Source organism: Gimesia sp. (genome assembly GCF_048260065.1).
In the GTDB taxonomy this organism is placed as follows: domain Bacteria; phylum Planctomycetota; class Planctomycetia; order Planctomycetales; family Planctomycetaceae; genus Gimesia.
Genome location: NZ_JBLXHC010000009.1, coordinates 230,731 through 254,490 on the forward strand (window position 1 = coordinate 230,731; position 23,760 = coordinate 254,490).

The 23,760-nt window shown below is 48.4% G+C and carries 8 protein-coding genes; 5 read left to right on the top strand and 3 right to left on the bottom strand.

What is annotated here, in order from left to right; genetic code table 11:
* Positions 1-163: 163 nt before the first annotated feature.
* The 5 genes from ACN0YN_RS18050 (at position 164) to ACN0YN_RS18070 (ending at position 18,911) form a co-directional block, all read left to right on the top strand.
* Positions 164-13,726 carry a Calx-beta domain-containing protein gene (locus ACN0YN_RS18050; RefSeq protein WP_417386428.1) on the top strand — a complete coding sequence of 4,521 codons (13,563 nt, stop codon included), beginning with the start codon at positions 164-166 and terminating at the stop codon, positions 13,724-13,726.
* 236 nt (positions 13,727-13,962) lie between these two features.
* Positions 13,963-15,642: a hypothetical protein gene (locus ACN0YN_RS18055; protein WP_417386429.1), complete on the top strand. Its 1,680-nt coding sequence runs from the start codon at positions 13,963-13,965 to the stop codon at positions 15,640-15,642.
* Positions 15,643-15,929: 287 nt separating this feature from the next.
* The gene (locus tag ACN0YN_RS18060) at positions 15,930-17,198 is read left to right on the top strand and encodes a VWA domain-containing protein (RefSeq protein ID WP_417386430.1); all 1,269 of its coding nucleotides are present in this window, start codon (positions 15,930-15,932) and stop codon (positions 17,196-17,198) included.
* Between the two features lie 16 nt (positions 17,199-17,214).
* Positions 17,215-18,015: a hypothetical protein gene (locus ACN0YN_RS18065; protein WP_417386431.1), complete on the top strand. Its 801-nt coding sequence runs from the start codon at positions 17,215-17,217 to the stop codon at positions 18,013-18,015.
* The gene (locus tag ACN0YN_RS18070; protein WP_417386432.1) at positions 18,015-18,911 is read left to right on the top strand and encodes a hypothetical protein; all 897 of its coding nucleotides are present in this window, start codon (positions 18,015-18,017) and stop codon (positions 18,909-18,911) included. The genes ACN0YN_RS18065 and ACN0YN_RS18070 overlap by 1 nt, the downstream gene beginning before the upstream one ends.
* 49 nt (positions 18,912-18,960) lie before the next feature.
* Here ACN0YN_RS18070 and ACN0YN_RS18075 read toward each other — a convergent pair whose 3' ends face one another.
* The 3 genes from ACN0YN_RS18075 to ACN0YN_RS18085 form a co-directional block, all read right to left on the bottom strand.
* Positions 18,961-19,827 carry a MotA/TolQ/ExbB proton channel family protein gene (locus ACN0YN_RS18075; RefSeq protein ID WP_417386433.1) on the bottom strand — a complete coding sequence of 289 codons (867 nt, stop codon included), beginning with the start codon at positions 19,825-19,827 and terminating at the stop codon, positions 18,961-18,963.
* Between the two features lie 81 nt (positions 19,828-19,908).
* Positions 19,909-20,784 carry a GYF domain-containing protein gene (locus ACN0YN_RS18080; protein ID WP_417386434.1) on the bottom strand — a complete coding sequence of 292 codons (876 nt, stop codon included), beginning with the start codon at positions 20,782-20,784 and terminating at the stop codon, positions 19,909-19,911.
* Positions 20,785-23,745 carry a hypothetical protein gene (locus tag ACN0YN_RS18085; RefSeq protein ID WP_417386435.1) on the bottom strand — a complete coding sequence of 987 codons (2,961 nt, stop codon included), beginning with the start codon at positions 23,743-23,745 and terminating at the stop codon, positions 20,785-20,787.
* Positions 23,746-23,760: the final 15 nt, after the last annotated feature.

The window sequence follows — 23,760 nt, forward strand, 5'->3', positions numbered from 1 at the left end:
CTGGTACCGTTGTGTTCAATAGTAATTTTGTATAGATGCTGTACGCGAACACTCAACCCAATCCAATTCTCAACTCAATCCAACCTTAAATTTCAATCTTTGAAATCACTGAATTCGATAATCAAACTGAACCTGCTCAGTCTGGCTAAAGGTCTTTTGCATCATGCTCCTGACGAACTGGCTTAGGTCGATCTCAAACCGTTGTCGCCCCTTACGCAAACGAAAAACATCACAGCAACGAAGGTTGCGTTGTCTGTCCGCCGCCTCCCTGTCACACGCGCTGTCGACCCGGGAATCCATCACTCAAACAGAAGTGCTGGAAGATCGGACGCTGCTGACTTCGGAGTTTTCTATCAGTGCTGATTTCAGGATTGATGAAGGCGATTCAGGAGACACAATTGCTACCTTCACTATTACGAGAGAAGGCAGTTATGCCGGAAGCCTCAATTCAGTCGCTTCTGTCAATTTCCATACACAAGACGACACAGCCCTGTCCGGAGAGGGTGACTACGTTCCGGTCTCGACCACAGTCACTTTTGGAGCAGATTCATCATCCCTGAAACAGACCCAGACCGTGGAGGTGATCATCAATGGAGATCTTCTGGTCGAAGAAGAAGAAAAATTTAAGGGTATCCTTTCGAATAATAGCTCGGGTACAACGATCAGTTCGTCGACCAGGGATCTACGGATTGCGAATGACGACCAGGCACGGATTTCGATTAACGACGTGACCGTCAATGAAGCTGCCGGGACAGTTGAAGTGACTGTTTCAATTGATAAGCCTGTAGATAATTTTGTTAGAGTATTTTATGCGACTGTTGCAGACACAGCAACCAACGATGATTTCGGTGGTAAGGTTGGATTTATTAACTTTGATAACGGAGAACAGTCAAAAACTCTCTCCTTTAATATTACTGATGATGAACTATATGAATCGGAAGAGTCTTTTCAGGTTCAACTGACTGGTCTTCAGTTTAACACTTACGATGTTTTCATTGCTGACGATCTCGGAGTCGTCACAATTGAACCGGATGATGATTTTGTTCATCAGTTTGAACTGCAGTCAAAACTCTTTACGCCGGGAATATCCAATTCCTATGATGAATATGGAAGATCATTTGCTGTCGATAATGACACTATGATTGTCAGTAGTAGAGGCTGGGATGAAGCGGGAGAGAATGCAGGCGCTGCCTTTATCTATACTCGGAACGACCAGGGAACCCCTGCTGTTTTTTCAGATGACACTTGGGGTTATCAAGCGACATTATTGCCTCCAGCCGGCTATACAACAGATGGATTTGGATTTACCGTTTCCATTGCTGGTGACATTGCTGTTGTCACGGATTACCTCGATGATGAAGGGGCCGAAAACAGCGGTGCCATTTATGTCTATACACGTTCAAATAATGTCTGGACTTTCCAGCAGAAACTTAAAGCGTCAGATCCCGAGGAATATTCCAGATTCGGTACTACACTGGTGGTAGAAAACGACACTATTTTCGTCGGTGTCGAAACTGCGAGTGGAGAAAATCTCTCGGGTTATTATGATCCCTATTCTACTCAAGAACAGGGGGCAGTCTATATTTTTACCCGCTCTGGAAACACCTGGTCAGAATCTGTCAGACTCACTGCCTCCGATCCTGAACAACAAAAACACTTCGGATCTTCGATAGATGTTGAAGGTTCAATTCTGGTTGTAGGTGCAGATTCTGATTCAAATGATCAAACGCATTACGCCAGTGGTGCTGTTTATGTGTATGAACTCCAGGATGGGAACTGGATCGAAGTCCAAAAGTTACATGCCAGTTCGATACAGGATCTCGCAAACTTCGGAAGCAGTGTGGCGCTGGATGGGAACAATCTGGTTATTGGTGCAGACTCTCAAGATGTGTTACATCCTGAGCTCGGCCAGCTGGAAAATATTGGTGCCGCGTTTGTGTTTACCAGGGTCGATGATGTCTGGCAGGAAACCCAGATGCTGACAATCCTGCCTGACGATTTTCAAGCTAGTTTAGGAATCGGACTCAATGTCGATATTCAGGATGATTTAATCCTGGTCAATTCACAAAGAGACCCGGCTTATCTTACCGGAACCTATAATGGTGCAACTTATGTTTTCAGAAAAGGGGGAGAGACCTGGATTCAGGTAGATCGTCTGGGAGATATAGATATCGACGCATTTTCGTATTATGGTCGAGATTCAGTAATTTCCAATGATTTGATCATGATCAATGCAATGAGAGACAGTGAACAGGCTGAAGCGGCAGGGGCCATTTACGTCTACCGCCCGACAGACCTCCCGATTATCTCCATTGACAACATGAGTTTTACAGAAGGTGATACGGGTTCGAAATACGTGACGATCGAGGTCACTCGCACCAGTACAACTCCTGGCGACTTGAGTATCCCTGCGCAGGTCAACTTCGCCACGATGGATGGTGATGCCAAAATTACGACGGGGGACTATCTGGGAAATTCGGGGACTTTGACTTTTGAAAGTGACTCCGATGCTCTTTCACAAACAAAAACTTTCACAATTCAAATTTTCGGCGATACATTTGTTGAAAAAAATGAAACGATCCTGGTCACGCTTTCAAATTCACTGGGGAGTGCTCGATTACTGGAAAGAACAGCAACGATAACCATTATCGAGGACGACCAGTCACTGGTACGGATCGACGACATCAGCGTCCATGAAAATGACGGTACGGCAACGATTTACGTCTCACTGGATAAGCCGGTCAATGCCACGGTCAATATCGATTATTCGACTGCCAACCGCACCGCCTATGCCACAGCTGATTACATCAGCTTATCGGGCACAATTACGTTTACCGCGGGTACGCAATCACAGGCCATCACAATCCCGATTGTGAATAACAGTCAGGTGGAAGCGGAAGAATCGTTCTACGTGAACCTGAGCCATATCCAGTCAGAGGGAGCAAATGTCGCATTCAGTGACAGCCAGGGCGAGATTTCCATCCAGGATGATGACCAGACAATCATCCCGCTCCTGTCAATCGATGATCTGGCTGTGAATGAAGACGCGGGAACCGCCACGCTGCATGTCTCGCTCAGTTCAGCCATTCCTACGACTGTGTCGGTCGATTATATCACGGCCAATGGCACGGCTGTCTCCTCAAATGACTATCTGGCCCGGTCCGGTACGGTCACGTTTAATCCCCTGGAAACTTCCCAAACGATCACCATCCCCATTTTCGATTCGGCAATCGTCGAAGACGACGAAACATTTTTTGTCTTTCTGGACAACATTCAGTCGGGAGTCTATCAGGTCCTGATGAATGACGATCAGGCACTGGTTACGATTCTGGAAAAAACCCGGCCGCGACTGACGATCAGCGATCTCTCGATCAATGAAGGTGCGGGCACCGCTACACTCGCGGTCAACCTGTCGAAGGCCCAGGCAGAAGCAGTGAGCATCGAATATGCCACCGCCGACGATTCCGCCCATTCAACAACCGATTTTGAATCTTCCACCGGCCTCGTGACATTTGCAGCCGGAGAAACTACGAAGACGATTGAGATCATTCTGACCAATGATAATCTTGTGGAGGTTGATGAATCGTTTCTGGTTAACCTGTTCAATCTGCAGGACGGCTCACTCAATGTGGGTGTACTGGACAGTCAGGCCCGGGTCACGATTCGGGACAATGACCAGGCCACGATCTCGGTCGATGATATTACAGTCAACGAAGACGCAGGTACCGCTGTGTTGCAGGTCACCTTGAGTGCCCCGGTCGATGGAGATGTGTTTGTGGATTTTGCAACCGCTGATCAGTCTGCAACCAGTTCAGACGATTATGTAGAGACCACAGGCACGCTGCAATTCCACGCCGGCGAGCAGGTGAAAACGATTACCGTCCCGATTGTCAATTCGACCCCCCTGGAAGCATACCAATCGTTTCTGGTGAAGTTGGGCCATCTGCAGTCGAACGGCATGATCGTCACGATCGCAGACAGCCAGGCCGAGGTCACCATCATCGATTCCATTGCGCTCAGGTTGTCGATTGACAATGTCATGGTCGATGAAGCCGAGGGAACGGCGACCCTGTATGTCTCCCTTAACCAGGCGATCGACAGCCCCTTCAGTGTCGACTTCCATACAGATTCACATACTGCGCTTCCCACAAGTGACTATACTGAAACATCAGGCACTCTCTTCTTTGCTTCCCAACAAACAACAAAAGTCATTACGATCCCCCTCGTCAATGATGACGTGATCGAACCGGATGAAATCTTTCTGGTTTCACTCGAGAACATTCAGTCTTTAGATTATCTGATCGAATTCGAGGATGACCAGGCATTTGTAAAAATCGAAGACGATGATACGCCCCCCTTGAAAATCAGTGATGACAGTGATTTTGTTTTACAGCAGCGCCTGTCTGCCGATCCGGCTAATGCCAATCACTCCCAAGATTATTTCGGACGCATTGTCGCCATCGACGGAGATACAATGGTGGTGGGAGTTCCAGATCTCCTGCTGTCGAGCACGACGATATATCCCGATTCTGGTCCAGGGGCCGTGTATGTCTACACCCGGAATCAAAACGGAACCGCCACTGATAAGACCGATGATACCTGGGACTTCCAGACGGCACTCACCCCAGATCCGTTTCAGGAAAATCATTTCTCCTTCGGGAGTTCCATTTCCATGTCGGGCGATACCATTGTCGTGGGAGCCAAACACGAATCTGCGGGAACCGTGTACATCTTCACCAGATCGGGAAGTGACTGGACTTCTCAGCCCCCACAGGTGGAATCGGTCACCATCCAGGACTTGTACAATACCGCCCAGTTCGGCAGCGCCGTCGCCATTTACGAAGATGCGATTGTGGTGGGAGCCGAAGGCGGCAGGACCGGCACTGTGAACAGCGGCGCAGCTTACATTCTGGAAAAACAGGGAGAGACCTGGGCGGCCCCGAAAATCTCGGAGATAAAGCCGTCTGATCTGCATTCATCAGATGCTTTTGGGAATGCCGTGGCTATCCACGGAGACCTGATCGTGGTCGGCGCCAGGTATGCAGGCCCGAATGGATATTGGAGTGGTGCCGCTTATGTCGTCACCAAAAATGGTGCCGACTGGTCCACCTTGTCTCCGACCATTGCCAAACTCCTCCCGAGAAACGGCACAGAACTCGGCAGATTCGGCTCCAAGGTGGCTACGAATGGCGTGGACGTGGCAATCAGCAGTGTTAAGAAAGACAGTAACAGCTATGCTATCGGTTCCGTTCAGATTTTCACCCGGAATGGAACAGACTGGAGTACTCTCGACCCCACTGAAGTGAAATTTTATTCTGGAATTCAGTATGATGAGTTTGGCAGTGATCTGGCACTGACTGCAGACAGACTGATCGTGGGGGCCACTGGCGACATCTTGGGGGCCACTGGCGACTCGAAAACCTATATTTATCATAAAACCACATCATCCTGGTACAGTGCCACGCTTGATCAGGTCATCTCACATGGAGTCGGTTCAAACACCAAATTCGGTTTTGGAGTGGCTACTTCCGGCAGCACTATCGTCATTGGTGCGCCGGGAGACGATTCCGTCAGCAGCAACAGCGGTTCGATTATTACCTACGAAAAAACAGGCAGTAACAATTGGGCCCAGTCCGATGAACTGCTCCCAGGTGAAAATCAGCCATCACATAATGGCGATGATCTTTTCGGAAACCACATCGCCATCGACGGTGACTATATGGTCGTCTCGGCGGCGGGCACTGATTCATCCCTTGCTCCCGATGGAATAGTCTATCTCTATTCCCGGAACGACCAGGGAACTCCCGATGTCGACAGCGATGATACCTGGGATTTTGTCAGGAGCCTGCTGCCTCCCGATCCCTCTGCAGTCACTGGATTTGGACTCGGAGTCGCCATCGACGATGGAACGATTCTGATTGGTGCGAGACTGACTTCAGGGAATTATGAAGTTTATATCTACGAACGCAACGGAGCTGACTGGACGCTGCTTCCCCCCAAAGTCAGTCCGCTACTGTCGAAATACAATTATAAAAACAGTGACGGATTCACCCTGGCCGTCAGTGGAGACACGATTGTCATCGGTCAACCAAAGGCGACCGGCAACTTTTCTAATTCGGGTGTGATTTCCGTCTATACCAAACGCGGATCAGACTGGTCCACTTTGAGCCCCGTGGAAACAGTTCTCTACGCCGATGACGGCTCATACGGAGACTATTTTGGTCAGAGCATCGATATCGACGGGGACCGTATCATCGTTGGCGCTCCGGAAAAAGGGGACACAGGTGCCGTCTACCTGTTCGAAAAGGGAAGTACCAGCTGGAGAACAACAGCCACGCAGCGCAGGTTGACGATTAATGAGCCGCTGACCTATGAGCGCCTGGGGAAAGCAGTCTCCATTGAAGGTGACCTGGTAGCCGTTGCTGCTAAATATGACGATGTTTCAACCCCAAACGGAGTCGTGTATCTACTCGATAGCAGTACCGGCTGGGATCAGCCTGTGCAAACTACTTTTAGCGCCAGCGAGACAAACCTTACGCTTTACTATGGAGATCACATTGACCTCTCCGGGCAAACGCTGGTTGTCGGCAATGGTTCTACTGGATCCCGGGCAGGGCTCTATATCTATGACGGATCATCTGGCTGGGACAGTCTGAACGGAACCAGACTCTCCTTAAATCCCGACGCGAGAGAGTACCGCTCATTCTTTGCCTCCGAATTTGCTGTCAGTGGAAATAATATCGTCAGTTATGCATCGACCGGGAGTCCTCGCGCCATCGGAGAAGTGTATGTAATCAATCGGCGCCCGCTTCCTGAAATTTCGATTGAGGATGCCTCTATTGTGGAAGGCAATGCTGGTACTCAGTCGCTACAGTTAACCGTCACCCTCACAGGTAGCAGCCTCGATCTATTTCCCGGGAATAATGTTTCGTTAGCCTTCGCGACCTCTGATGGTACAGCAACCACCGCCGACAACGATTACCAGTCCCAAACAGGCACCCTCTCTTTCGACACCAGTTCCGGTGCTTCCTCGTACACGAAAACTATCCTGATCAACATCACTGGAGATACCAATCCAGAATCGGATGAGTACTTCTTTGTTTCGCTCTCGGATCCTTCGGTTCCCGTTTTGTTAAGGAAACGGAAAGCGAAAGTGACCATCGAAAACGACGATCAGGTTCATATCACTATCGATGATCTGACTGTCCACAGCGATGCGCAGACTGCGAATGTAACGGTCTCATTAAACAAACAAATTGATGTCCCGGTCTCCATCGACTTCACCACCGTCGATCAGACAGCCTTCAATACTGTCGACTACCAGGCAATAACAGGCACACTGACATTCAGCGCGGGCGAGACATCAAAAACAATTTCCATACCCGTCTTGAACCCCAGCCAGATCGAAGCCAATAAAACGTTTCTGGTGAACCTCTTTAATCTGCAGACCTCCATCCCGGGAGTGGTTCTCACAGACAGCCAGGCTCAGGTGACGATTGTCGATGCCAATCAACCGACTTTGTCGTTCAATGATATCACAGTCGATGAAGACGCGGGCACCGCAACCATCATCGTGACGCTCAATCAGGCACTCACTTCAGCTCTGACTGTCAATTATGCAACCGCAGACGGCTCCGCCTCCAGTGGTTCCGACTACCAGTCCAACACAGGTACCCTGACATTCGATCCCGGTGAAACCACGCAGTCCATCCAGATCACAATCAATGACTCTGATATGACTGAATTGGACGAAACGTTCCTAGTCAATCTGTACGACCCGCAGTCCGCCGGGTTCCAGCCCACGCTGGCTGACAGCCAGGCTGTGGTCACGATCGAGGACAATGATCCGGGGTTCCTCTCCATTAATGATATCACGGTCGATGAAGCGGCAGGCATCGCGTTATTAACAGTCTCTCTTGATCATGCAGCATCAAAGGCAATTTCCATTGATTACGCCACCGCTGACGATTCTGCCTCCAGTGGTTCTGACTACCAGTCCCGATCAGGCACCCTGACTTTTAACCCAGGTGACACCACACAGACGATTGCAATCACACTGATCGATTCGGATCTGGTCGAAACCGACGAGAACTTCCTGGTTAATTTGTCCAATTTACAGGTAGCGGGTCTGGATGTGAGCCTCCCCGATACCCAGGCAGTGGTCACTATTCAGGACGACGACCGGGCCAGCCTCTCTATCCAGGATATCTCCGTCGATGAAGATGCCGGGACGGCCTTGCTGACCATCTCATTGGATCAGACTCTGCTGACCAGCATCACGGTCGATTTTGAAACGCTTGAGGGTACGGCTCTGGTCGATTCAGACTATTCTGCTAAATCAGGAACACTGACATTCGATCCAGGCGAGACCACACAAACCATCACTCTGACAATCCTGAATGACACCATCGGCGAATTGCCAGAGTCAGAGTCATTTTTCGTCAAACTCACCAACCTGCAAACGAATGGCTCACCAGTCGATCTCATCACAGATCAGGCAGAAATCACGATTCTCGATGACGATTATGCAAACCTGTCTATTAGTGATGCCGAAGTCAACGAAGCTACCGGGACAGCTACTCTGATTGTGACTCTGGAAAAGGCCCTGGACATTGCTTTTTCGATCGACTACCAGACAAACGACGGCACCGCGATTGTGAATTCTGACTATCTCGAAAGTAGTGGTACGCTAACCTTCAATCCGGGTGATGTTTCCAAAACGATCCAGGTCTCCATCCTGGATACAGATTACGTCGAGTCGGCCGAAACCCTGCAGGTTCAACTGTCCAACCTGCAGGGAGCAGGAACCTCGGTATTTCTGGTTGACCCACTGGGGGAAATCAGTATCCAGGATAATGATCAGGCCGCACTTTCGATTGAGGATGTGTCTGTCGACGAAAATGCGGGGACCGCCCGGTTGACCGTCTCTCTTAATCAGATTGTGGAAACAACTGTGGTGGTTGACTACGCCACTTCAGACCAGACCGCCTCAGACGGTACTGATTATCTCAACATTAGCGGCACCCTCACCTTCAACGTCGGTGAAACAACGAAAACGATTACGGTCAACCTCATTGATTCTGACCTGATCGAAGCAGATGAAACACTACTGGTAAATTTGAGCCAGCTTCAGTCGGGAGCCGACGTTGTCTTTGCTGGTAATCAGGGAGTCGTCACGATCGTGGATGATGATCAGGCTACACTTTCACTACAGGATCTGATCGTCAATGAAGCAGCCGGAAAAGTACTTATGACGGTCTCCCTCGACAAGCCGGTTGACAGTACCGTCACTGTGGATTTCAGCACCATCGATCAGAGTGCTACCTCCCCGAACGACTATCTCAGCCAGACTGGCATTCTCTCCTTTGCTCCAGGGACGATGCATCAGACGATAGAAATCGATCTGGTCGATAGCGCCCAGGTAGAACTCCCGGAAACATTTGATGTGCAACTTAGTAACCTGCAGGCGGGCGGACTGAATGTAGTCATCCCAGATGATCGGGCTGCCGTCACACTCAAAGACGACGATCTCGGGGATTATGAATTCAAGCATAAACTGTATCCTGTCGGAACTCAGGATTTGAATGATCAGTTCAGCTACGGCGTTGCTGTTGATGGCGATACGATGATTTCCAGTGCTCTGTTCTGGAATGCGACTTATGCCGGCCAGGGCAGTGCATTTATTTATGTCAGAAACGATCAGGGAACTCCCGAATATACGGGAGATGATACCTGGAATTACCAGGACACCCTGTTGGCCCCTGATGCAGACAATATTCCGGATCGCTTTGGCTGGTCAGTCGCTATCAGTGGTGACACTGCTGTTGTCTCAGCTCCCCTGGGTGACGGAATCGCTGAGGACATGGGCTCGGTATATGTCTATACCCGTTCCAACGGCAGCTGGACTTTACAGCAGGAACTGAATGTGAATGATACGATTGACAGCCATTTCTTCGGTGATGTCGTTGTCATCGAAGGTGACACAATCGTTGTCGGAGCCAGAGCCACAGAAAACTATACCGGCTCTGCCTATGTTTTTCAGAGAACCGATGGAGTTTGGACGAAGACAGCCAAGCTTGTGGCTGACGATCCTGCCGAATCAGCAAACTTCGGAAATGCGATTGACATCGAAAATTCGACAATTGTCATCGGTGCCCGCTTCGATTCAGAAACGCAGTACCGCAGTGGTGCCGTCTACATCTTCTCCGAGCAGGCGGGTTCCTGGACACAAACTCTGAAATTGAAAGATACGTCTCCCAGCAATCTGGGATCATTCGGCTCTTCAGTCAGCCTGGCAGGTGAACTACTGCTGGTGGGGGCGACATCCAGTACGAATCAGCTCGCAAGTGCCGGTAAGGCCATACTTTACCGACATGACCTCGAGAGTGGTGCATGGAATCCGATCCAGACACTGAGAGCATCAGACGCCACTCAGAATGCCTTCTTCGGAGCAGATGTTAAAATCAAGGAGGGGCAGATCTTGATCAACAGTGGTGCTGACCCAACTGGACCATCAAACAATGGTGCGCTCTATCTTTTTAAACGGGAGAATCAGACCTGGGTCGAACAGCAGAAAATCAGCTCCCCTGATGCAGAAACCGGGGATCAGTTCGGCCGTCATTTTGCTATTGCCGATGATACCATTTTTATTGGTGCCCAGTACGATAATGACGGTGCCCTCAATGCTGGTTCAGTCTATGTTTATGGGCTTCCCCAAAACCCTGACATTACGATTGAGGATGTCAGCGTCAGTGAGGAAAACGATGGTTCCCGTCTGATCACAGCCAGTGTCACACGTACCGCCACAAAACCAGGTGATCTGATTTACGGAGCAACCGTCGATTTCCGTACCGTTGATGGCACTGCCACAGTCGTAGATGGTGACTATGAAAGCACAACTGGCACGATTACTTTTGATAGCGATCCGGACGCTTCCAGTCAGACTCAGACAATCTCCATCCGCGTTTATGGCGATACATTGCTGGAAAGTGACGAAACATTCGGCATTGAATTACTGAATGTGACAGGCCATGCTCAGATTTCTGATCCGCAGGCAACAGTGACCATTCAGAATGATGATCAGGCTACACTCTGGATTGACGACATCAGTATCAATGAAGGCTCCGGCCTCGCGAGAGTCACGGTCTACCTGTCTCAGCCCCTTAGTAGTTCAGTAAGTGTCGAATATGCGACCGCCGATCAGACTGCAGACTCCGCCTCCGATTACACCAGTGTTAACGGCACTCTGACTTTCGATCCTGGAGTCCAGTTGCAGACCATAGATATTTCAATTATTGATTCCGATCTGGTTGAGCTCGACGAAACTTTTTTCATCAATCTATCCAACCTGCAGACCAGCGACAGTAATGTCATTCTGGGTGACTTCCAGGGTGAGGTTTCGATACTCAATGATGATCAGGCCAGATTTGTCCTGGATGATCTCTATGTAAGAGAAGATGTCGGAAATGCTTTGGTCACTGTATCTCTGGACAAGGCGGTAGACACTACGGTTTCTGTCTTCTACATTGCACAAGATGTGACGACCGATGATAGAGATGACTTTCTAAGTTCATATGGCACTTTGATCTTCAATCCCGGTGAACAGCAAAAAACGATTTCCATTCCAATCGTTGATTCGGATCTTGTAGAACGGGATGAACGGTTTGAATTTTCGATTGGCACCCTTGAGGCCAATGGTCGAGATGTCTCCCTCGAAGATAACTCCATGAACGTCTGGATTCTCGACGATGATCAGGCCCAAATCTCAATCAACGATGTTATCGTAAATGAAGGTGACGGTACCGCCACGCTCACCATTTCCATGGACCGAGAGGTGACAGATACTATCAGCTTTGACTACACAACAGTTGACCAGACCGCCGGTGATCCGGACGACTATCAGGCCACTTCGGGCACACTCACTTTAAATCCAAATGAGCAGACGAAAACTATTACCGTTTCCCTCACCAAGTCGGATTTAATCGAACTGGACGAAACATTCCTGGTCAACCTCACCAATCTGGAAAGCGGCAATCTGGATGTTGTCATTGCCGACTCGCAGGGGCAGGTCACTATTCAGGATGACAGTCAGGCAAAGGTGTCCATTAATGATATCACTGTTTTTGAAGATGCGGGAATGGCCACTCTGACAGTAACACTGGATCACGCAGTTGCAGGTACCTTCAGTCTCGATTACACACTCAGTGATCTGACAGCCCTCAGTACTTCTGATTATCTTGATACTACAGGCACATTGACTTTTCTTTCCGGGGAACAGCTAAAAACGATTAGTGTTTCAATCATCGACTCAGAATATTACGAAAATGACGAAACCTTTCAGGTACAGCTTTCGCAACTCCATGCTAATGGTTTCAGCATCCTGTTAGAAGACAGTCTGGGTGAAGTAACCATCATTGATGACGCAAGTGCCTCTGCTGAGCTTCAACTTCGCGTCGTCGATACACCTACCGTTACAGAATTCTCCGGAGAAGCGGACGCATTACCTCCACATTTAACTCACCTCAGGGAGTGGGATACCTATTGGGTAGAATTATGGATTGATACCAGCGCACCAGCAAACCAGGGTATTTTCTCGGCTGGATTGGATTTGCGTTATGAGACGGCTTTGACTTCCGCCACAGAAATTGAGTTCGGAGACGGTTTCAGCAGCAATCAGTCAGCAAGCATTGATGATCAGGCGGGAATTGTCTCGGGGATCTATGCGGAAACGAATGCAGACCATCTCGGTTCAGAGCGATTTCTGCTTTTTGCCCGGCTGAAATTTGAGCCACTGACAACGGATCAGGTGAGCGTCGACCTGAACGGTAAAAGTATCGGTCCCTATAACCTGGGATTTGAAATCAGCTCTCAGGAGGTGTCCTTGAGTGGAGGCGTTCCCGTCAATACTTCAGTCGCGCCCTCTTCTCAAACCGGTATCTGGGCCAACCCGTTTGACTTCAATGACGATGATATTATCAACTACCGAGACCTGATTCTAATGGTTAGCGTTTATGGTCACATGCCCAGCGAGTCTGATTCACAAGTTGCCTGGATCTCCGATCTGAATCAGGACGACAAGGTCAATTATCGCGATCTAATTATGCTGGTCGGCAATTACGGCATAAGAAAAAATGACAATAACAGTGTTAACTATCCTGCCAATTATCCCAATACCTGGAATCAAAAACTACTCGTTAATCCTCTGACTGAAGCGAAGCCAGATCCTGAAACAGTAACTCAATCAGCTGCCGAGAATACACTGAATTCGATCGTGGATCAGATTCAGCCACAACTCGACCCAGTTCAGCAGGAAACAGTGGAGCAGGTTAGTATCAAGGTTGTGGACCTGCAGGGAGATGCCCTCGGACATGCTCTTGCCAACACGATTTACATTGATGTGAATGCGGCAGGATATGGATGGTTTATCGACGCGACTCCGTTCGATCACTCCGAATTTGAATATTCCAGTGATTTAACTTTAATAGCGTTAGAAGATGGACCGGCTGCAAATCAGATTGATCTCTGGACTGTAATATTGCACGAACTGGGGCACATTCTCGGTGTCGATCACGAAGCTGAGGGCGTGATGCAGGAAACACTGGATCCTGGAGTTCGCAAACTGCCTGGTTTTAATGAAGCACTGAGTGAAGTCTCTCTGCGTCCAGAAAATGAGATCGACGATTTCTTCTCAACCATGACGGAAGAGATAGATCTGATTGTATTGTAGAGTTCAGTGAACTGGATCCCACATATCCATAGCGTTTCTCCTCCTATGATACTCAACTCAACTCTCCATAACCTGCTTATTGAAAATGAGTCTGAATTCACAGCAGAGTGGGTTCGTACTCAACGTCTCCGGCGATCCTCATTTCAAAACACAAATGTCATATCTCCATTGATTTGGAAATACGATATTGCAGAAATTTAGAAACCTCAGAAGAGCGGGAAAGCGACGAAAGTCTCATGGAACATCAAGATCAGGAAGAGTTGCAAGAGGCTTCCGGTTTAGACATACACGCCTCGGAAAATAATAAGAAGCAGACAATGTTACTTTCTGGGGTGGTAGTGTTTTTATTCGCTTTTATTTATCTACTACCCACAATAACTACTCTCGGGGTGGTAGACATGTATGATGAAGGCCTTCAATTATCTGGAGCTCAGCGAGTATTGGCCGGAGACATGCCTTACCATGATTTTTATTGCATTTATGGTCCAGGGACATTTTACTGGTTGGCTGCTCTGTTTAAAGTCTTTGGAGATCAACTCATTGTATCGCGGTTGAACGATGCAGTTATTTGTGCTTTGTCGGGCACAATGATCTTTACGATCTGCCGTATCTTTGGATTGGCAAAGCGCTGGTCTCTGATTGCACCTCTGGTGTATTTGGCGGCACTGGATGGCTCTCCTCTGAAAATGATCTCTCCCGCATTGATGTTGATTTTGGCTGCAGGATTGAGGCTCTCGGCGGATGTGAGTCAAAATCGACGCCCCTATTTGCCGGGTATATTATTAGGCCTGTCTGCTGTGTTCAGACATGATTTTGGTGTCTATGGTTTTGTGGCGTCTGTTTTAGTGATTGCATGCCCCCGAGAAAACTCACAGGGAATTCAAGAAAGATTCCGATCATTTGTATCTTTGTTGACTGGTTTTATTTTCGTTGCCGGGGCAATTTACGGGGCACTGTTGACTGTGGGATTCCATTCTGTATTCGAGAATCTTGTTATATATCCTGCAATGGCGCTCACATCCCGAGTGCTTCCATATCCCGTTGATCTTGTTGTCACCCATACCCGGGGAATAGTCTCGTTATTGTTTAGCAACAATATTTTGATGGGTTGTGCGTATGCTTTATTTATGATCTCTCAATTGCTGGTCTTCATCGCGCCAATTCTGACTTTGTTTCTGGTGGCCCCGCTGGCAAAACGAAAACAACGGGGAGAACTATTTCGAAACAACCAGCAGAAAACGCTTTTTCTGTTTTTGATCGCATTGTCTATCCTGTTCATTCCTTATGGCTTTAACCGCTGTGATTTCTGGCATCTGTTCCCTGTTTTCGTTGTGTCCCTTCCCATCTGGGTGATTTTGATCCACTTCTATATCTCCTGTTTCAGAAAAGCAGCCTCACTTCTACGACCGATCATGTATTTATTTATTTCGTTTTTTATTTTGGATCTGACTGGGACATTTGTTATCAATGTTGTGAATTATCAAAAAGGTTTGCCTGTTAAAATCGATCGGGCACAAGGGATGATTTTCAATCCAGAAAATGAAATTAATGGTCTCGTTGCTCTTGTCCATGAGCTTGAAAACGACAAACAGCAGTCTCCGATATTCGTAGGGTCTCCGCGTCACGATAAAGTGTTTATTAATGCAATCATGATTTACTTTTTATCGGGTAGACGAAGCGGCACGTTCTATCACCATCTTGATCCAGGCGTCACAACAACCAGATCAGTACAGCAAAAAATAATAAAGGACCTGGAATCGAACCAGGTCGATACGGTCGTGTTGTGGAATCGAAAATTTGTTGAGGAACCAAATCAAAGTAAGGAATCAAGCGGAGTGACTCGCCTCGACGAATTTATCGATCGCAATTTTAAACATTCAAAGAAGATCGGCGAATTTACACTCAAACGCCAATGATTCATCGCTCTCATTCGTTCCTGGAAAACACAGCATCGGGGCACTGTAAATTTCCGTGTTTCAATCCAGTAATGAGTCATAGCATGACGGATATGGCCTGTCTGTATAACAGCGGTATCGAAACTATCATCACAAGCTGTTTCAGCGGTTTCCTGGTATTCGGAAGTCCCTTTCGAAAGTTCTAAATGGCTTGATCCAGAATATGAAATCAATTCTGGGAAACATAAACCCGGGAAGATATAATAAAAAGATCTGGATCGTACCGTACCTGATATTATGTTATTCCTATGAAACATTTCTATCTGAAAAAAAATGATAACATTGAGGGGCCTTATGACCATGGAGAACTGGTCTATCTCCTCAGCCAGGGAGAATTGCATCCTGATGAGAAGGTTCGGGAAGGAGAACAGGGAACCTGGATGCCAGCCACTCAATTGTTGGGAAACAACAGGCAGCGCAAGAAAACTTCACCTTCATCATCCCCGAAGACTCAACGGGAGATCACAGGTTTAAAAAGACGTCCTGCCTCCGAACTTCAGTCAGTACCTGAGGGGGATGCGACATCCTGCACGTCGACTTCGTCTGATCCGCAATACCTGGAGACAATCGTACCGGGACGCAGTCCGAGTACAGTCCACCAACCCCTTGAGGAGAATCAACGAAAAAAGCTGCTTCTGGCAGCGGCGATAGCCTTGTTGTTACTGATAATATTATGTCTGCTCTACTGGTTGTTTTTCAGTAGCCAGGCTGGCAGTGGTCATGCAGGTGGTGGGCAAGGTGGTCATGCAGCCCAGGGAGATCAGAATTCGTCTTCGGATTCCAAAACTTCTGGTGCCGAACAGGGAAAGTCTCAGGATGAGGTACCACCACAATCCGCGTCTGCTACAGAGAAATCCAGCTCAACGCAACAGCAGTCAAGCCAGCCTGTTCCTCCCCAGCCCGATGTGAAACCACAGTCTTCCAGATCCAGTTCAGGGATGTCGTCTCAACCACCAGACCCAAAGCAGGGGACAATGAACTCGTCCGAACCACCTCCTGCCTATTCGGTGGGAACTGCTCGATTTTTTGGTATCGAAGCAGAAGGGCCTGTATTTGTCTATGTCGTAGATTCTTCATCAAGTATGAGAGGGCCACGGATTGATTTGACGAAAAAGGAACTGAAGAAATCGATCAATCAGTTAAATCTCAGTCAGAGTTTTTATGTCATTTTTTTCTCAAACACTGACTATCCCATGTTTTATCCGGGTGAAGCATCTCCACGGCCTTTGCCGGCTACAGATCAAAATGTGATGAAACTGGAACAATGGGTTGATGGAATTCGGAGCGGCGGAGGAACTGATCCGAAGTCTGCTTTATTACGTGCCTTATCACTTGCACCAGATTCGATTTTCCTGATGACAGACGGTGCTTTTGATTCCCAGGTGGCAGACCTGCTCAAAACACAAAATGCCGGCAAAGTCGCAATACATACGATTGTCTTTCAAAGTCGTTCTGGCGAGAATCTGTTAAAACGGATCGCCCAGGAAAATTCCGGACAGCACCGGTTCGTACCCTGACTGAAAATCCAGCAAGATGAATCGAAGAAAAAAACAGAATAAATTTTCGCTGTTTGCATTTCAGGATATCATTACGTCCGTGACCGGAATCGTCATTTTCATCACTCTGTTAATGAGTCTCGAACTGATTCAACGACATCCCATGTCAGCTCAAGCCGACAGTGCTGAACTGATCAAACAGTTGAAACAGCAACTGGTTCAGGCGCAACAGGCAAGCCAGATGCTCCAGCAGCAAATCGATACTCAAAATCAGGAACTCACACCGGATGCATTTCTGGATGCGAACAGCCTCAAGCAGAAACTTGCAGATGCTGAAACAGTGCAGCAGGAAGCTACCGAAGATGCACAGTCGATGCGCGATCAGAAATCTAAGGCGGAACAGCGTCTGAACACTGCCAGTCAGACTGCTGCGCAGCGCAAGCAGGATGCCGAAGAGATCAAGAAACTGAAAAAAGAAATTGCGCATAAGTCGGAACAGGTTAAGAAGATGGAGGACGGAAAGAGACTGGTTTTTCGCCCGGCTCAAAATACACCCAAAACGCAATGGCTGGTAGATGTTTCCGAACAGAACGTGCAGGTCGCACGCATGGGGGTGATATCTAAACCTCTGAAATTCAGTAATTATCAGCAGTTTCAGAGCTGGGTCTCCGGTCTGTCTTCCTCTGCCGATTATTGCATGCTGTTGTTGAGACCTGATGCGGCAAAGTCTTACGAAGAAGTCTTCAAGATGCTGGATCAGCGGGGAATCTCATTTGGATATGATGCGATTGATCAGGATAAAGTCGTGATCGATCCTCAGGATGGGGCAGGTGTATAATGGCACGCCGAGCCTCAGCTGAAGCTAAAGAGAGCAGTCTGGAACTATTACTGGACACGATCTGTAATACGTTTGGTGGTGTCTTGTTTATAGCCATTCTGGTGATCGTGCTGGTAAACATGAGCAGCAGGCAGGTCAACAAGATTCCGCAGAAGTCCCGTGCTCAACAGGATCTCGAGCTGCTGCAGTTGCAACACGACCTGGAGCAGGCCCGATCGCAGTTGGAGACTCTGAATGAAACAGCATCCCAGATGGAAACGATCAAGGCGCAATTTACCAACCAGGAATCTATTGTGCTTGCGAAAAAATTGCATGAATCTGAGCTCAACATTTCTCAGACGGTCATTTCCACTACCAGAAGCGGGGAAGAGACAGCAGAGATGCAGCAGAAGATCAATGAGATCAACGAACAACTGGAGCAGCAGTCTCAAGAGCTCAAAGATTTACGAAAGGAACTGGAGAATCTATCTGTGAAGCTGAAGGGGGTGGTCGCCAAAAATTCCCGTGAATCCCGTTTGCCTACTGCTCAAAAGGAAGTCGGCGCTCCTGATGCTTACTTCATTTTGAAACAGGGGGTCTTGTGTAATCTCACCGACCCTGCGGAGTCGCGGCGATCCACTGAAAGCGGCACCCAGTTTCTGGACCCCGTTCTTTCAGCCGGTCTGAAAATCTCTGAAAAGCAAACCGACATCAGCCCCGTAACAGACAGGCTTGATTCCAAGAAAATTCCCGGGCGGCATCTGATCCGCGTCTGGGTGTCACCGGATTCGCATATCCAATGGAATCTGGTCAGAGAGGCTCTCGTCAAGCGTGGTAATCCGTATGAATTGATCCTGCTTCCCGATCAGAAACGCTTGTCCTATGGCGCCAGTTCCCGCGTGATGCGCAGCCAGTAACTCTATCTGAGCCTGTCTGTCTTATTGAATAGGCAATAAGAAATATTCATCAGTGTGCGGGATCTGCTTCGTAGGGCATAATCCGCAATTTATTCACGATGTGCTGAGTGCAGTATTCAGAACAATGATCGAGAAATTCTTCTTCGGATTTTTTGATAAACGTGACCAGCAGTTGAATGATGAGTGCTGCTACTAATGCTTCCAGAGTTGTTTCAAAAGCGGTCGCCAGCCCTGCAGTCACATCCTGAAGTGCCGCTTTCACTTTGTCCATATCTTCTGCCGAGCGGAGCACTGACCCGAAACCGCCAATCGCCTCGGAGAGACCCATCACTGTACCGATAAAACCCAGAACGGGAATGGCCCAGACGAACCCCGATAAAAGACTGTAGCTCGTCTCCATTGATGAAACATCGGTATCAGCCTGCGACCTCAGGATATCATCGACATCGGTCACACGCCCCAGGTTTCTGAGATTCGAAAGCGCAACTACGATTCGGTTGAAGAGTACAAACTGTTTCGGATCATCAACGGCAGACTGAATCTGTTCCATTACCTGATCGACTGACGCAGCAGAGAGAATAAAATCATGTTCCGGCGGTACCACCATGATTTTCAGGCATTTTTTCTGAAAGCTCAGTTTTCGCCACTTCAAAAACAGAATGACTAACGACCAGGCAGAAAAAAAGATAATGAAGTAAGGGATAGGGCCCCGCTGTATGAACATGACGGCGAAGGCAGATTGCTGGACTGAATACAGGCCAGCGTAGATGAGAATGGTGATTAATAATCCGATCAGGAAAGAAAGAAAATTATTGACGCGGGTATATCTGCCTCCTTTGAACATCAGTCGCTGTTCAATATCCTGCTGTACCCAGGAAAGCCGTTGAGGGGAATTCTGATGATCTCTGTATTGCATGATGTCTTTCTAAACTGAATCGATCGTGTATTCAGACAACGAACCTTCGATATTGAAACTTACTTAATTGATTGACCGATGTCACTCCAATGGGTAACCATCTGCATCTTTCAATTTTCCTGTCGCAATTAAAATCAGATCAATCAATGCCCAGACTCCCAGTCCGCCGAAGGTGATCAGTTTTAAAAAGCCAGTCCCGATATATCCCAGATAGAAACGGTCAGCTCCAAATCCACCCAAAAAGATAGAGAGCAGGAGGGCAGCTGTGGCGCTGCGACGGGGGAGTACTCTCGCTGAGGTACCCGAACCAGCGAAATTAGTATGTTGTGCTGCGCCGCATTTCGGGCAAAAGGAGGTAGAATGATCCAGAATATTCTGACACTGATGGCAGACCAGACCAGGCGATGTATAAGTTTGCTGTGTTGGCGAAACAAGAACTGGTTGTGAGAAAGACAGCTCCGGTATCGTATTCGCTTGCACCCAGTTTGGCAGGTCGGGATTCCAGACGTAAGTGTCTTCCGGTAAGTGATTGTTTCTTAATCGCGATTGCAGGTCGGAAAGCAGAAGCGGGCCTGTTTCCTGCTGATCTACAGACAGGTAATACCATTGATCCTGCGTATCGGCAACGGGCGGAGGGGGCTCGGCACTAACCGTTTCGGGAGCACTGGAATCTACTTCGGGTTCGTCTGACAGATTGGAATATTCCGATGCGGAATGATCGGGTTCGAGGTCGGCTTCCTGCGTTTTGGCCCGTGGAGTGGTGCGTTGAGGGAATAACTCCGGGTACTCGGAGGCCTGAAACCAGTTCAGCTTGTCCTGCGAAACTTCATGATGTCGCGCAAAGCGACCCCGACGAGCCAGCGACTGTAGGGTCAGAGGGTCAAACGGGCCCTGAATGCGACCACGATTTCGTATATAATATTGTGATTCATCCACTTTGGCGCTCCATGACCCCACTCATTTATCCTGGCTGACATAAACCTGACAAAAAACAGCACGCCCATTTAAGAGGAGCGGCTGTTTCATGTCTGCACCAACTCGGGGGGAATTGAGTTTGATTTTTCCCTGAGTCATCGTTCCCACCGTTTGAAAAATCTGATCTGTTTCCGGCTCGGCTGCGATAACCAACAGATCTCCCGTTTCACGGGAAGGATGACTGATATCGAAGCGGACCAAAGGCTCTCCCTGCGCGTTATGGCTGAGCCAGCCAATCCACTCGTAATCTACAGTTTGTTTTTGTTCGCTCAGTTGATCCAGTTGTTTGTCGATCTCCGCTTGTTTTTTCAGGGGAGACGAGAGTGTTTTCAGTTTATTGATGACCTGTTTTCTGGAGAACTGAGACCGGGAATCTTCCGGATCAATCCAGTTGGCTGCGGGATCGACATTCACGTCCGAAAGGGCTTTTAAATCAGCTGCAAATACCTGTTGCAGAGGCAGGCTTCCCTGACATCCAATTTCCAGAACACTACGCAGAAGCTGATACTTGAGAATCGGTTCCATCTGTTTATCGTTATACAGCTCTTCCAGTAGATTGAGAAATGTCGTTTCCCAGGATCTATCCAGTGCATGGGGAATTTGTTCGTTGATTTTTCTTGTGAATTTACTTTGTGGAGACGACCAGTCCAGCTCATCTTTTTTATCCGGCAGCTTTCCAGGCAGTAGTACATCCGATTTATCGATGGAAAAATTCTCAGATCTGGTTAATGAGATGTTGTTAAATTTGTCAAAGATCAACCGGGCTCCCAGCTCTCTGGGGGCCAGAAGCGTGTAATATCGCTTATCGTCCAGAGTCTGGACCATATTCAGATTGGAATACAGGGGGCCTTCCAGTATTTCCAGAAGTCCGCTGTATGCTGGTTCCTGATTCATATCAGTGCGTGCGCTGATCGCTTCGACTGCGGGACGCAGTTGTTGAATCGTATCCGGCACGGGGAACGCTTTTTCTTCTGCTTCCAGTTTTTTCAGTCTGTCGAGCAGACTTCTGGCTAACTGTGGTGTAAGCTGCCTGATCTGAATCTGGTTCCAGTCGCGTTGCAGCAGTTCCCACTGTTTCAACTGCTTCCAGAGCGGTAGCTCTTTCTCGATGATTTTTTTGAATCCGATCGCCTGATTCGTTCCGGGGAACTTCTGGATATACTCTTCCAGACTTTTCTGATATCGATCGAAATTTCCAACCGAATTGCTGATCTGCATATATTGTCTCTGCAGATCCTCGTTACGTCGGATGAGATTCTGCTTCTCTTGCAGAACGACTTTCAGTTTAGGTAAATCGTTCTTCAGTGATGGAGAAACATGCTTGCGTACCAGTAGTTCATCCAGACTGGTCATGGCATTATTAATATTGACCATTTCCTCTGTATTCAGTGACTGAATTTGACTGGTGAATTTATCCACATCCTGCTTGAACTGATCGTTTACCTGTTTCTGGAGCTGAGAACGTTCCCGGGAAAGAGAGAGTTTCATTCGTCCCAGTTGCACTTTTTCCTCAGCTGTCACTGCCAGAGGGCTGATTTTAGAAGTTGCCGATTCGGCCTGAGAAATTTGTTCCCAGTTCATTTCGGGGTGTATCTGTTCGGTAATTTCATTCAGTTTTGCCTGAAACTGGCGGGCTCTTCCCTGTTCCTGCTCCAGCGCGCCATCCAGCCTCACGGAAAGCTGCTGGATTTCAGGACTCTCCATGATCCATGCCTGAGGTTGCAACTGCGTCCGATATTCTTCTGCGCGAGGCAATTTTCCTCTGGAAATCAATTCTTCCAGAGTTGCAGTATGTGTGGCGATTTCCTGTTGCCGGTTTGATTTCTGGATCAGATATCCCAGCAGTAAGCCAACCAAAAGTAATGTAACAATCGTGCTGCTTACCATCAGAACAAAGCGTCTGCGAGAGCGCGTTTCCTGATATTGCATGCAGTCGGTGTAGCGTTGATACAGATGTGTCGGCAGATCCCGTCCCGTCCGGGTGGCTGCGTGATACAGTTCCTGAAGATCTTCTGCAGAGCGCTGTTCGGAGATCGCCTGTTCCAGATTGAACAGGGCTTGCTGGTAGGCCTGTTCTTCGATCTGCAGCTGATCTTCCTCGTCCAGCCAGTTCAATGCCGGCTGCACTAACAGCTCTGTTTTGCGAAATGATTCACTGGGGTTCTGACCTGCAATCTGCAGGAGTGCGTTCCAGCGGTTTCTTAACGGACGCGCTTTTTCGAGATCCAGTTCTGCGAAGGCTTCTGTCAGCTTGGGTTCCAGTTCCTTCAGTTCCTGTTCGGCTTTCTGGATTCGACATTGTCGATGAGTGTTTCTGGTTTGGGAAAGCAGTTTTTTCGGAGGTGGAGTGAACCAGGCAGTGGTAGTCAGTTCCTGCTCCAGGTTCGCCAGACAGTCTGCATCTCCCTGCTGCGACGCCTGTTGCAGTTCGCCGCGAATCTGTTCAAAACGCTGCCGTTCGAAGACTTCAATATCGTCCTGCCAGACGGGATTATCAGCATCCAGATTCATGATTTTTCGCATGACCATCAGGCGTTTAGACAGCGGTGCCCGGGCGAGTGCGAGTAGTCGGTGTTGCTTGAGATGACCTTCCAGAGCCGATTCGACCGTGTAAGACTGATTCAACTCGGCAGCGGTTTCCAGCAGCGGTTCCGGCGCCACTTGCAGTCCAGCCTGTCGGACGAGGTCTGTCCATTCCTCCCATTCTGCAAAATCCAGGTAGGAGACCGCGGTCAGAACATCCGGTTCCTGTTCTGCGAGTTGAATGGCTTCAGAGCGTAAGCCTTGCTCCAGCAGAGAGTCGCAGCGGCGCAGGCGGCTGTTAATGCCCGTAACGATCTCGATCAGGCTCTGATTCAGCCTTTCTATTATTTTGAACTGTGGTTGGGCAGATTCGGTCAGCAATGTCTGAATCTGTTCTACCAGTTGCTGTATCTCATTCATGAATTCAATATTCTT